The organism is Labedella populi (assembly GCF_004078655.1).
GTDB lineage: Bacteria > Actinomycetota > Actinomycetes > Actinomycetales > Microbacteriaceae > Labedella > Labedella populi.
Map to the genome: position 1 here is coordinate 94,247 of NZ_RZNC01000004.1, position 12,919 is coordinate 107,165.

The following is a 12,919-nucleotide window of genomic DNA, read 5'->3' on the forward strand; positions in this document are numbered from 1 at the left end:
GGGAGGATCCGACCGTCGCTCCGTCATGGCATTCGGCTCAGAGGCGCGCCGCCGCGAACGTATCGCACGCGGCCGTGCCGTTCTCCATACCCTCGAGGAACCACGCCTGCCGCTGTTCGCTCGCGCCGTGGGTCCACGTCTCCGGGTTCACTCCCCCGCCCGCCGACTGCTGGATGTGGTCGTCGCCGACCGCTTCCGCCGCACTCAGCGCGTCCGCGATCTGCTCGCGCGAGACCGGCTCGAGGAAGACGTCCCCGTCCGCGTCGGTCGTCTCCTGCGCAGCGCGGACCCAGGCGCCCGCGTAGCAGTCGGCCTGCAGTTCGAGGCGCACGCCGTTCGACTCGGGTCCAGACCGCGACAGGTCGAGCCCGTCCATACGGCCGGTGATGTTCTGGATGTGGTGTCCCCACTCGTGTGCGACGACGTACAACTGAGCGAGAGACCCGCCCGCGGACCCGAACCGGGTCCGGAGCTCGTCGAAGAAGCCCGTGTCGATGTAGACGCTCTGGTCCGGTGGGCAGTAAAACGGACCGACGGCGCTCGTCGCCTGCCCGCAACCCGTGTCGACGGCCTGCTGGAAGAGGACGAGTGCGGGCTGCGGGTAACCGTCGACCTCCGTGGACCAGTAGGCGTCGAGCGATGTCGCGGCCGCTTGCATCCGGCAGTCGAGATCCTCGTTCGCGTCCTCGCCCGTGACGCACTCCTCGAGCGGTGAGTCGCTCGCGGCCGTCCCGCCGCCGACACCTCCGCCGCCGCCGAGCAGCGTCGATGGGTCGATGTTGACACCGAAGAGCGGGCCGAGGAGCACGACTGCCAGTACCAGGATCCCCGCGCCTCCCGCGGCGATCCCGGTCGTCCGACCGCGCCGCCGGGAGACCTTGCCACCACGGATGTCCGCGCCCTCGTTGAACGTCATGCCGACACGCTAGCGAATGCTCGACCGACCCCGAGGACCCTTGCGAAGCGGGGGGGGTGAGGCGGGTGACGTGAACATGAGTACCCCTCACCCCCCGCAATGGGGGTGGGGACACATCTGTGCCCGATCCACTATCTGAGCTACTCTCAGGTTACGGAGTTGAGGCCACCTCACATTCCGCAACCCGGACGCCTCCCGCCCACTCCCGACCCGAACCGGAGTGGTCGGGAGGCCATCCGATCTCGTCGTGACAGAGGGGGTCCACGACCATGACATCAATGGTTTCCAGACATCGGGAGCTCGCATTGTGCGACGGCTCCCGGAAGGGACAGGATCCGGCATGACGGAGCTCAAGCACCATCTGCCCGCCGACGACCTCGGTCGTTTCCTCCCCACCTCCTGGCTCACGCGCCGAGGGGTCCAGACCACGTCGGAGCGCCAGTGGGCGCAGTCGCACCGAGCCAGGCTGCTCGCGAACGACGTCATCGTCATCGCCTCCTCTCTGGGGCTCGCCTACCTCGTGCGCTCGCTCTTCGAACCGGGCGCGCCGGACTCCACATGGGTCCTCACCTACGCCGTCGCGTCGACCATCATCCTCACGGTGTGGATCGCGGCGCTCGGCGCCCACCGCACTCGGGACATCCGCGTGATCGGGATCGGGGCGAGCGAGTACAAGCGCGTGACCAACGCGAGCATCATCGCCTTCGCCGTCCTCGGCATCCTGCTCTTCACGATGCAAGCCGAGGTCTCCCGGGTCTTCTTCTTCACGGCACTCGGTGCTGGCACCGTGGGGCTCGTCTCCACCCGGTGGGCGTGGCGCCACTGGTTGCTCCGGCAGCCGGCCCGCGACCGCTTCCTCTCGCGGGCGATCGTCGTCGGCGGAGTGGACGAGGCGGAGTACGTCGTCCGCCAGATCAACGACAAGTCGCGAGCAAGCTACAACGTCGTGGCCGCGACCGTCTCCGACAGCGCATCGTCCCACATCGAGGTCGGTGACCGTCGTGTCCCGATCGTCGGCGAGCCCGCCGGGGTCGCGACACTCGCTCGCAACCTGCAGGCCGACGCCGTCATCGTCGCGGGGGCCGCGAGTCGGAACCCGTCCTACATCCGGAGCCTCAGCTGGGACCTCGAAGGCACGGGAACCGAACTGGTCCTCGCCGCCCAGCTCACCGATGTCGCCGGACCGCGCATCCACTTCCGCCCCGTCGACGGACTTCCCCTCATGCACGTCGAGATCCCGCAGTTCGACGGACTCAAGCACGTCGTCAAGCGCTCGTTCGACATCGTGGCGTCCGGGATCGGCCTTCTCCTCCTGGCGCCGCTCTTCGGCATCATCGCCCTCGCCGTGAACGCCGACAGCCCGGGTGGTGTGCTCTTCCGTCAGGAACGGGTGGGCAAGGGCGAGCGCAGCTTCACCATGCTCAAGTTCCGCACGATGGTACCGACGGCCGAGCAGGACCTCGCCGCGCTCCTCGAGGCGAACGAGGGCAGCGGCCTGCTGTTCAAGATGAAGAACGACCCCCGCGTCACCCGCATCGGCCGTATCCTCCGCAAGTACTCGCTCGACGAACTTCCCCAGCTCTGGAACGTCTTCGTCGGTGACATGAGTCTCGTCGGTCCCCGGCCGCCGCTCCCTCGTGAGGTGAGCGACTACGAGAGCCACGTCCGTCGCCGCCTCTACATCAAGCCGGGCCTCACCGGCATGTGGCAAGTGGGAGGGCGGAGCGACCTCAGCTGGGAGGAGAGCGTCCGGCTCGACCTCTACTACGTCGAGAACTGGTCGCTCGTCGGCGATCTCATGATCCTGTGGCGCACCGTCAAAGTCGTCACGCAGCCCTCGGGAGCCTACTGATGAACGACGCCACCGACCGCACGCTCGCGGGAGAGGCCGGAAGCGCCTCCGATCGCTTGCACATCGCCATGATCGGCACGCGCGGCGTGCCCGCGGCCTACGGAGGGTTCGAGACGGCCATCGAGGAGATCGGTCGCCGACTCGTCGAGCGCGGCCACTCCGTGACCGTCTACTGCCGCTCGAAAGACGGCGAGAAGCCGAGCGAGCACCTCGGCATGGAGCTCGTGCACCTCCCGGCCCTGCACGTCAAGATCGCCGAGACGCTCAGCCACACCGGGCTGTCGACAGTGCACGCCGTCACCCACCGGGCCGCCGACGCCGCCTTCGTATTCAACGCCGCCAACGCGCCCTTCGTCCCGCTGCTGCGGGCCCGGGGTATCCCGACGGCGGTGCACGTCGACGGTCTCGAATGGAAGCGCGACAAGTGGGGCGGCGCCGGCAAGCGGTACTACCGCGCCGCCGAGTCTGCCGCCGTGCGCTGGTCGGATGCCCTCATCGCCGACGCCCAGGGCATCGCGGACTACTACGACGACGAGTTCGGCGTCCCGACCGAACTCATCAGCTACGGTGCCACGATCATCGAGGACCCCACCTCCCACAAGATCGCGGAGATCGGACTCACCCCCGGCGGCTTCCACCTCGTCGTCGCTCGGTTCGAGCCGGAGAACCACGTCCGCGAGATCGTCGAGGGCTACACCGCGAGCGATGCACACCTCCCGCTCGTCGTCGTGGGCTCGGCGCCGTACTCCGCCGAGTACACGGCCGCGATCGAGCGCATCGCGTCGGCCGACGACCGCATCATGATGCTCGGCGGCGTGTGGGACCAGCAACTGCTCGACGAGCTGTATGCCCACGCGCTCACCTACGTCCACGGACATTCCGTCGGCGGCACGAACCCGTCCCTGCTCCGAGCGATCGGAGCGGGAACGGCCGTGCTGGCCTGGGACGTCGGCTTCAACCGGGAGGTCACGCTCGAGGACGGCCGCTTCTTCGGAAGCCCCGCCGCGCTCGCTCGTCTGCTCGAGTCGGCGGAGTCCGACGTCAGCGCGACGCTCGCCACGGGTGATCGGCTGCGTGTCCGTGCCGAGACGACGTACGACTGGGACCTCGTCACGACGGGCTACGAACGCCTCGCCGCCCGGCTCGCCTCCGGCTACTCCATCCGTCCGATCGCACGATCGGCACGACGCTCCTCGACATCGGTCCGGTCCGGCACGCCCGTCGCGACCCCCGTCTCGTGAGCGGCGCCACCGTGGGACGTCTCACACGGCCCGTCGAGAGGACCGTCGCACCGGCAGCGGCCGGATCCTCCTACCTGCTCGCGCATCCGAGCGCGGACCTCTACGGTTCCGACCGCGTCCTGCTCGAATCCGTCGAAGGCTTCGTCCGGGCCGGTGCCCACGTCACCGTCACCGTACCGGCCGACGGTCCACTCGTCCCCCTCCTCGAAGAGCGCGGAGCCGACGTCGTCTTCACCCCCACGCTCGTCCTGCGGAAGAGCCTGCTCACCCCCCGCGGACTCGTCGCGCTCGTCTCCCAGACCGTCGCGGGCCTGCGTGCGGGCCGACGGCTCATCCGCGAGGTGCGGCCGAACGTCGTCTGGACGAACACGATCACCATCCCTCTGTGGACGGTGCTCGCCCGCCTCTTCCGGATCCCGTCGGTCGTGCACGTGCATGAGGCCGAGGGATCCGCGTCGAGGGTCATGATGCGCGCTCTCGCACTGCCCTTGCTGCTCGCGGACCAACTCGTCGCGAACAGCAATTACAGTGCGGGAGTCCTGCGCGACTCCTTCGCTCGTCTCGGCGACCGCTGCACCGTCGTCTACAACGGCGTCATCGGTCCGGAGACGGTCAGCATGCCGCGCGACACCCTCGAGGACGAGTTGCGCGTGCTCTACGTCGGCCGACTCTCCCCCCGCAAGGGTCCTGACCTCGTCATCGAGGCGATCGCGGCGCTCCGCGAACGCGGCATCCCCGCTCGCCTCGATCTCATCGGAGCCGTCTTCCCCGGGTACGAATGGTTCGAGCAGGAGCTGCGGGACTCGATCGCGACCCACGATCTGCGCGACCGGGTGCGCCTCCGCGGCTTCCAGAACAGCCCCTGGCCGTTCCTCGCCGCGAGCGATGTGCTCGTCGTGCCGTCACGACTCGACGAGCCGTTCGGCAACACCGCGGTCGAGAGCGTGCTCGCCGCTCGCCCCGTGGTCGTGAGCGACACGTCCGGCCTGCGTGAGGCGGCGTGGGGGTACCGTTCGGCGCAACAGGTCGAACCCGGCGACGCCCGCGACATCGCCGACGCGCTCGAGCGTGTGTGGAACGACTGGGCGCGGTTCCGGAGCGAGGCGATCAGCGATGAGGCCGTCGCTCGCGAGCGCCACTCCGTCTCGACCTACCAGCACTGCATCGCCGACGCCGCGGCCGCCGTTGGGGTCGGCCGACGATCGCGGGCGCGGGCTCATGGGTGAGACGGCAGCACCGGCTGCTCTCCGGCACCACGATGCGGCGGATCCCCTCGCGGCGCACACCCGTCAGAGCACGCCGCGGCGGAAGACGTCGAGGAGACGGTCGACCGTCGCGGTGACGTCGTCGAGGGCCGCCTCGTGTTGCCGATCGCCGAGGACGTGCCCATCGATCACGTCGAGCGGATCGCCCTCCGCACGCCCCCGGAACCAGCGCGAGAAGCTCGATCGCGCGGCCCGGACGGCGGGAGCGGCGAGGCCGCGCCGGGCGTGGGCCGAAGCGGCGAACCTCTCGAGGACCGACCCGCCGACGGCGGCCGGGGTGTCGTCGACATCCGCCTCGGCGAGCGCGACGGCTTCGCGCAGCGTGAAGGTCCTCGAGCGAGCGGACGGATCGATGCGAGCGACAGCGGCCCTCTCGGCCTTCGACGCCGTCAGGATCAGCCCCGAACCGGCCACGAGGGCAGCGGTCAGGACGCGCGACCGGTGCGCCCGGGCGAAGTCGGCGCCGTCCGGGGCCGTCGCCCACACGCGCTCGTCGACGCGCGCGCAGATCGCCGCTCCCGCGACGGCGCTCGCGCCAGCGCTCGAAGATGAGTGTCCCTCGAATTCGGGTATCGACCGCATCCCGCGCTCCAGGAGATACTCGGCGAGAGGCGAGCGGCAGACGTTCGCAGCACACACCACCAGAAGGTTCCGGCCACGATTCTCGTCCAGGACCGCTCTCCCTTCGATACCGGCCAATCCTAACCGGCCCGTCGAAGGCACAACGCACAGGACGACCGGCGCCCGAGCCGGTCGGACCACCAGAGGGGGACTCGAATGACCATCCACGACTACATCACCGCCATCCGCAAGCAATGGATCGTCATGGTGATGCTCACGGTGCTCGGCGCCGGAGCCGGTTACGGCGTCGCGCAGACTATGCCCGACATGTACCGCTCGACCGCGAGCACGTACGCGTCCACGGTCAACGGGGAGACGACGAGCGAACTCGTCCAGGGATCGACGTACGTGCAGAACCTCGTCCAGTCGTACGCGGCCATGGCGACCTCGCCCTACGTCCTCGAACCGGTCATCGAGGACCTCGACCTCGAGATGAGCGTCAAGGACCTCGCCCGGTCGATCTCGGCGGACACCCCGCTCAACACCGTGATCGTCGACATCTCGGTCGCGAGCGGCGACCCGCAGCAGGCGAGGGCCATCGCCTCGGCCGTCACGCGTTCGCTCGCCGAAGCCGTCGCCGACATCTCGCCCCGTGGTGTCGAGGACGCCCCGACCGTGCAGCTCACGATCATCTCCCCCGCTTCGACACCGGCGACTCCCTTCTCGCCCGACACGAAGATGATCGCCGGGCTCGGCGCCGGCGTCGGCCTGCTCCTCGGGCTCGCGTGGGCGGTCACCCGGGAGCTCGTCGACACGCGTATCCGGTCACCGAAGGACATCGAGATGGTGACGGACTCGCCGCTGCTCGCCGAAGTCGGCCGCGGCCCCCGGGACCGCAGCCTCGCCCAGGTCATCCGCACCAACCCGAACGGCGCGACGGCCGAGTCGTTCCGCGGGCTCTGCATGAGCCTCGCCTTCGCGGACGTCGACAAGCCCGTCTCCGCGGTCGTGGTGACCTCGGCGATGCCGGGGGAGGGCAAGAGCTCCGTCTCCGTCGGACTGGCCCTCTCACTCGCCGAGAGCATGGGTCGTGTCATCCTCATCGACGCCGACCTGCGCAAGCCCTCCATCGCCGAGTACACGGGCCTCGACGGCAGTGTCGGCCTCACGAGCGTGCTGCTCGGAGGCTCGACGATCGCCGATGCCGTCCAGCCCTGGGGCGCACCCGGTCTCGATGTGCTGACGGCCGGCACGATCCCCCCGAACCCCAACCAGTTGCTCGCTTCCGACACGATGCGGGCGACCCTCGCGGAACTCAAGAAGCGCTACGACTTCGTGGTCATCGACACCTCCCCGCTCATCCCCGTCACCGACCCGCTCTGGCTCGTGCACGAGACGGACGGCGCAATCGTCGTGTCGCGGAACAAGAAGACCAAGCGCCCGCAGCTCTCGAAGGCGATGGCGACTCTCGGATCGGTGGGCGCACGCGTGCTGGGCGTCGTCGCGAACGACGTCAAGGGCCATGATCGGCTGACGTATTACACGGAGTCCGAGAAGGCCCCGTCGCGGTCCGCTCGCGAGGGCCGCGTACCAGCGGCCACGGCAGCCGACGACGCCTGACACGCGCGAGCCGCACCCCGTCGGAAAGACCCCGTAGCTTCCCCCTTTTGGGGGGCGACGGGGTCTTTTGCCGTCTCCGAGCGCGGCATTGCATGAGTCATCCTCGATTTCCAGTGGACCCGACACGGAGGGCTTGCTACTCTTTCGACTGCCGTGTACCACGTTCGGGGGACAATACCTCCGCGAGGTGCACATCTCTCCACCCCCCGAACATGTCGACGACGGTCACCATCCCGTTGGACCGTCAGCCCATCGCAGAGGACAGCAGTGACCCACCGCCGAAATACGTTCAACGCGCCCGAGACGGACGCCCCTGTGTCAGCCACGACCCGTCGAGCTACACGTGAGGCGCGCCGCAGATCCGCGCGCACCTCCCGCGGAGCCGCCCTCGTGACGGCCGTCGCCGCCGCGGGTGCGCTTGCGGTCGGCAACCTCGCGTACGCCCCGCAGACCGCGAGCGCGGCCGGGTACGTCGAGGGCGATGTCATCGCCTCCGATTCCTTCTCTCGCTCCCAGGCCTCGGGCTTCGGGTCCGCCGACGAGGGAGGAGCATACGCGACGTCCACGACGGCGGGCCTCTCGGTCGGCTCGGGCGTCGGCACGATCGAGTTCCCCGACGGCGGGGAGGGCCGCAGTGCGGTGCTCACCTCCGCATCGTCTGCGGACGTGAGCACGGGGATCACCATCACCGCGCCTGACTCGCCGACGACGGGTGGTGGCTACTACACCACCCTGCAGGCCCGGTCGAGCGGCGGGGGATACTACGGAGCCAAGCTGCGGGTGTCGCCCGACGGCAACGCCTCATTACGCATCGTTCGCGTGGACCGCGCGAGCGGCGAGACGAAGACTCTCGCAGCTCCCGTCGTCGTCGCCGGCGGCGTCGACGGTGGTACCTCGCTGCGCATCGACCTCGAGGTCGTCGGCTCCGACGAGGTGACGGTCAAGGCGCGCGCCTACGTGACCGGCGGCGACGCGCCGGACTGGCAGCGGACGGGCACCGACACGAGTGATCGTCGCCTTTCCGCCGGTGGCGTCGGGCTGTGGTCATACCTGTCGATGGGTACCGAGCCGCTCGCCCTCGAGCTCGACGACCTCCGGGCGGTCGAACTCGTCGCCGACACGAGCGCTCCCGCCCCCACGACCCCGGCCCCGGTCCCCGCCCCGACGACCCCGGCCCCGAGCCCGACGACCCCGGCCCCGAGCCCCACGCCGACGGAGGAGCCGTCGACGCCTGCTCCGGCGCCCACGCCGACCCCCACACCGACCCCCGCACCCACGGAGCCGGTCTCCTCGGGGAACCGCGGGTCCGCACCGGTCGGTTCCACGTCCTACTCCGTCCCGGCGGGAGCCGTCTACGTCTCCTCCTCCGCCCGGTCGGAGGGCAACGGCACGCTCACCTCACCGTTCGCGACGGTCGAACGGGCCGTCGACGCGTCGAAGAGCGGTGCGACGATCGTCCTGCGCGGCGGCACGTACCACGAATACGTCGAGATCCCGAAGAACAAGCGCGTCACCATCCAGTCGTATCCCGGTGAGGCCGTGTGGTTCGACGGCAGCGAGAAGATCGGCGGCTGGACGAAGAGCTCGACCGGATGGGTCGTCGACGGCTGGGACTACGACTTCGACACGAGTCCGACCTTCACGAAGGGCGCACCCGACAACACGGACGAGTCGACGAGATTCGTCGACCCGAAGTACCCGCTCGCAGCCCACCCGGATCAGGTTTGGGTCGACGGAGCCCCCCTCACCGAGGTGGGGTCGCGCTCCGCCGTCACCGACGGCACCTTCTACGTCGACCGAGGAAGGGATCAGCTCGTCCTCGGCACCAACCCCTCGGGTCGTGACGTGAGGGCGAGCACGCTTCAGGTCGGGCTCAACGTGCTCGCCGACGGCACCGTCATCCGCGGTATCGGCGTGCAGCGCTACGCCACGTCCGTCTGGCAGAAGGCGCCCCTTTACACGCAGGCCTCCGACGTCCTCATCGAGAACGTCGTGTCGCGCGCCAATGCGGCGTCCGGCATCTACGCGTCACGCGGATCCGACGTCACCTATCGCTTCCTCACGCTCTCGGACAACGGCCGGTCGGGCGGCGGCGCCGTCTACTCCGACGACTTCGCCCTCGAGCACTCCGTCGTCGTCGACAACAACACCCAGCACTTCAAGCAGCTCCCGGGGTCCGGAGGTTTCAAGGTGACACGAGCGCGCGGTGTCACCGTCGCGGACAACGAGATCCGCGACAACCTCACGAACGGCTTGTGGTTCGATGAGTCGGTCTACGACATCCGCGTCACCGGGAACGATATCTCGGGCAACGCCGTCGGCCTGTGCCTCGAGCTCTCCGCCAAGATCGTCGTCGCGGACAACCGCATCCACGACAACCGGTCGCTCGGCCTGTTCATCCAGAACTCGGGTGACATCCAGGCGTGGAACAACACGATCGTGGACAACGATGGAGCTCCCGTCACCATCGTCCAAGACCCCCGGCGGCAGACGAACCCGTCCGACGCCGGCCACGACCCTCGCCAGAAGCAACCCGACATGACCGTGCCGTGGCTGACGCAGGACATCACGATCTCGAACAACGTGCTCGGTGGCGCCACCGAGGGCGGTCTGTTCCACGTCGTCGACCAGCAGAAGAAGCTGACGGCCGAGCAGATGCGGATCACCACGAACGGCAACCTGTACCAGAACGCGAACACCGGGCGCTACACCGTGGTGCGGTGGGCGAACGGCGGATCGGGGCTCACCTACTACCGCAGCCTCGAGGAGTTCACGCAGGACACCGGGCAGGAGAAGCGCTCCGACTTCATCCAGGGTGCCGACGCCGTCGGTCCGGACTTCTCCCTCACCGGACAGGCGAGCGACCTCGCGCGGGACATCTCCATGCCCGTCCCGTCCCGGCTCTCCGGACTGCTCGCGGCGCTCGGCCTTCCCGCCGTGGGCGCATCACCCACCCCGTGAATGGGGGAATGTGAGCATTCGTCACCTCGGCTAGTCTGATGACGGCGCCACCGCACCGGTGGTGCCGTCATCGGCCGACGGGAGACGAGCGTGCAAACGAGCACACGAACGTCCCCGCAACGCCCGCTGCCCCCGCGCCCACTCGGCGTGCGGGACAGCGGCGACGTGCGGTTCACGGCACCGCGGCCGCTCGAGCAGATCATCGCGATCGTGCTGCCCGTGAGCCTCGGCGTCGGCTACACGATCTCGAACGGCGTCCAGGTCGGGCACGTCGTCGCGTTCCTGCTCCTCCCGGTGTGGTTCTCGTCCGTCCGCCGCTTCCGGGGGGGCCGGATCGTCCTCACCCTCGGAGCCATCGCTCCGATCGGTGGCGCCGTCCTCACGGCGGTGGGTGCCGTGGACCATTCGGTCTCCCCCGTCGCCCTCTTCGTCAACAGCGTCGAGATCATCGGACTCGTGCTCGGCATCGGCTCGCTCTTATGGGCCCGTCGGGTCATCGGGGGACCGTGGGTCGCGGTCTTCTTCGGCCTCGGCATGGTCGCCGGTATCCCGTTCGGGAATGGCCTCAGTTCGGCCAATCCCTGGCGATTCGCCTACTCCCTCCCCCTGACGGTTCTCCTGCTCGCCATCGCCTGGCAGCTCAACAGCAGGGTGGCTGCCGTCATCGCCGCCGGTGGGTTGTGCATCGCGTCGGCGCTCAACGACGGTCGCGGGGCGAGCGCCATGCTCGCGATGACGGCCATGCTCGTCCTGTGGCAGGTCCGCCCCACCGCGGCGGGGCGTCGGGCGTCGGCCGTCCGCACGATGCTGAGCATCGCGGCGCTCGCGTCGGTCGTCTACACCGTGGCGCAAGCGGTCATCCTCGGGGGGCTCCTCGGCGAGCGCACGCAAGAGCGCACCCAGGCCCAGATCGACACCTCGGGCAGTCTGATCCTCGGCGGTCGCCCGGAGGCCGGCGCCACCGTCAGTCTCATCGGCGAGCAGCCCCTCGGCTACGGCTCCGGTATCGTCCCGAACCTGTCGGACATCCTCACGGCGAAGACGGGCATGAGCGCCATCGGCTATTCGCCGAACAACGGGTACGTCGAGAACTACATGTTCGGGTCCACTTTCGAGGTGCACTCGATCGTCGGTGACCTCTGGATCCTGTACGGCCTTGCCGGCGCCGCGCTCGCCCTCGTGTTCTTCTTCACGACGTTCCAGATCCTCAGCCACGGGCTCGCCCATCGCGCCGCCAGTGCCCTCATCATCTGGCTCGCCGTCCGGATGCTGTGGAACCTCCTGTTCAGCCCCGTGCATTCCTCGGTACCGCTCATCATGCTCTTCCTCGGCATCGGACTCGTCGCCCGCGCAACGGAACACACCCTCGCAGGACCCCCGCATCCCTCGCCACACCACGCGATCGGAGCCCGATGAGCGCCGCACCCGAATCCCGCGCCGGACGACACGAGTGGGTCGATGCCGGCCGCGGCCTCGCGATCGTCCTCGTCGCGCTCTACCACGCGACGGACTGGCTCTCCGTGGGTTTCGATACGACGGCATGGCATGCGGCGAGCGCCGTGCTCGCGACCCTCCGCATGCCTCTCTTCTTCGTCCTCGCCGGACTGTTCGCGGGCAAGTGGCTCGCGGCATCGTGGCGATCCCTGTGGAACAGCAAGCTGTCGCTCTTCGTCTGGGTCTTCCTCGTGTGGGGGGCGATCGGTTCACTGGCGTCCGTCGTCGGCCGACTCCTGCAGGGGTACGAGATCGCCGAGTTCAGCCCTCCGGCGATCCTCCGTGCGTGGCTGCTCTCCCCCATCGCGCCGCGGTTCGAACTCTGGTTCATCTGGGCGCTCGCCCTCTTCTTCGTCGCGGCGAAGCTCCTGCGCCGGGTCGACCCCCGTATCCAGCTCACCGTCGCGGCTCTCGTGTCCGCCGCCGCCCTGAGCGGGTGGGAGACCCCCAACATCGGGTGGAGCGGCGTCCTCAAGTACTTCGTCTTCTTCCTCGCGGGGCTCTACCTCAAGGAGCACGTCCTGCGACTCGGGCGCCGCCGGCCCGGACCGCTCCTCTTCGGCGCCGTCGCCGCCTGGGCGGCCCTCTCGATCGCCGTCCCGCTCTTCGGTCTCCGCACCGTCCCCGGCCTGTACTTCGTGAACTGCGTACTGGGCGTCGTCGCGGGGGTGATGATCGCCCGCGTGCTCGTCCGCGTGCCGCGTCTGCCCGCGATCGGCGCGAACACCCTGCCGGTGTACCTCACCCACACTCCCGTCATCATCCTCACGACGGTCGTGCTCGTGCTGCTCGACGGGATCGTCCCGCTCGACGTCCTCGTCCCGGTCCTGCCGCCCCTCGTCGCGCTCACCGCGATCACACTGTCCCTCGTCCTGAGCGGACTCGCTTCGCGCGGTCTCTTCGCCATCCTCTACCGGGCGCCGCACCGCCTCAGCGTGCTCGCCGCACGATGACCACGACCGGCTCGCGCGGCGGGGCGGGTGTGCGTCAGCCCGCCGACGACCAGACG

General features: G+C 69.2%; 9 protein-coding genes. 7 read left to right on the plus strand and 2 right to left on the minus strand.

The genetic code is table 11. The features are described from left to right. Window positions 1-37: 37 nt before the first annotated feature. On the minus strand, window positions 38-916 hold the full coding sequence (gene ypfJ / locus ELQ92_RS12000) for a KPN_02809 family neutral zinc metallopeptidase (RefSeq protein WP_128499295.1): 879 nt from the start codon (window positions 914-916) through the stop codon (window positions 38-40). Between the two features lie 340 nt (window positions 917-1,256). Here ypfJ and ELQ92_RS12005 point away from each other — a divergent pair, with 340 nt between their 5' ends. From ELQ92_RS12005 to ELQ92_RS12015, 3 genes are read left to right on the plus strand one after another with little or no spacing between them, the layout of a single operon-like run. Then, entirely contained in the window at window positions 1,257-2,768 is a 1,512-nt protein-coding gene (locus ELQ92_RS12005) for a sugar transferase (RefSeq protein WP_128499297.1), read from the plus strand. After that, the gene (locus ELQ92_RS12010; RefSeq protein WP_128499299.1) at window positions 2,768-4,009 is read left to right on the plus strand and encodes a DUF1972 domain-containing protein; all 1,242 of its coding nucleotides are present in this window, start codon (window positions 2,768-2,770) and stop codon (window positions 4,007-4,009) included. Before ELQ92_RS12005 ends, ELQ92_RS12010 begins: the two co-directional genes overlap by 1 nt. Further along, entirely contained in the window at window positions 4,006-5,235 is a 1,230-nt protein-coding gene (locus ELQ92_RS12015) for a glycosyltransferase (protein WP_243695007.1), read from the plus strand. The genes ELQ92_RS12010 and ELQ92_RS12015 overlap by 4 nt, the downstream gene beginning before the upstream one ends. A 63-nt stretch (window positions 5,236-5,298) precedes the next feature. Here the strand turns inward: ELQ92_RS12015 and ELQ92_RS12020 are convergent, their stop codons facing one another. Beyond that, on the minus strand, window positions 5,299-6,063 hold the full coding sequence (locus tag ELQ92_RS12020; protein WP_341811388.1) for an arsenate reductase/protein-tyrosine-phosphatase family protein: 765 nt from the start codon (window positions 6,061-6,063) through the stop codon (window positions 5,299-5,301). Here ELQ92_RS12020 and ELQ92_RS12025 point away from each other — a divergent pair. The 4 genes from ELQ92_RS12025 to ELQ92_RS12040 all read left to right on the plus strand — a co-directional run bounded on the left by ELQ92_RS12025 (window position 6,052) and on the right by ELQ92_RS12040 (window position 12,863). Continuing rightward, a complete protein-coding gene (locus tag ELQ92_RS12025) occupies window positions 6,052-7,455 on the plus strand; it encodes a tyrosine-protein kinase domain-containing protein (protein WP_128499303.1) in 1,404 nt (467 codons plus the stop codon). The two genes, ELQ92_RS12020 and ELQ92_RS12025, sit on opposite strands and share 12 nt — an antisense overlap. Before the next feature lie 390 nt (window positions 7,456-7,845). Beyond that, window positions 7,846-10,416 (plus strand): right-handed parallel beta-helix repeat-containing protein, encoded by a 2,571-nt coding sequence (locus tag ELQ92_RS12030; protein ID WP_128499305.1) that lies wholly within the window; start codon window positions 7,846-7,848, stop codon window positions 10,414-10,416. Window positions 10,417-10,506: 90 nt separating this feature from the next. Continuing rightward, window positions 10,507-11,832, plus strand: a complete 1,326-nt coding sequence (locus tag ELQ92_RS12035) for a hypothetical protein (RefSeq protein ID WP_128499307.1) — start codon at window positions 10,507-10,509, stop codon at window positions 11,830-11,832. Continuing rightward, complete coding sequence (locus ELQ92_RS12040) at window positions 11,829-12,863, plus strand: acyltransferase family protein (RefSeq protein WP_128499309.1); 1,035 nt, start codon at window positions 11,829-11,831, stop codon at window positions 12,861-12,863. The genes ELQ92_RS12035 and ELQ92_RS12040 overlap by 4 nt, the downstream gene beginning before the upstream one ends. The last annotated feature ends 56 nt before the right edge of the window (window positions 12,864-12,919 follow it).

Excerpts from the sequence above, each read along its gene's own strand:
- ypfJ (WP_128499295.1), bottom strand. The coding sequence starts at position 916 with ATGACGTTCAACGAGGGCGCGGACATCCGTGGTGGCAAGGTCTCCCGG.
- ELQ92_RS12005 (WP_128499297.1), top strand. The coding sequence starts at position 1,257 with ATGACGGAGCTCAAGCACCATCTGCCCGCCGACGACCTCGGTCGTTTC.
- ELQ92_RS12010 (WP_128499299.1), top strand. The coding sequence starts at position 2,768 with ATGAACGACGCCACCGACCGCACGCTCGCGGGAGAGGCCGGAAGCGCC.
- ELQ92_RS12025 (WP_128499303.1), top strand. The coding sequence starts at position 6,052 with ATGACCATCCACGACTACATCACCGCCATCCGCAAGCAATGGATCGTC.
- ELQ92_RS12040 (WP_128499309.1), top strand. The coding sequence starts at position 11,829 with ATGAGCGCCGCACCCGAATCCCGCGCCGGACGACACGAGTGGGTCGAT.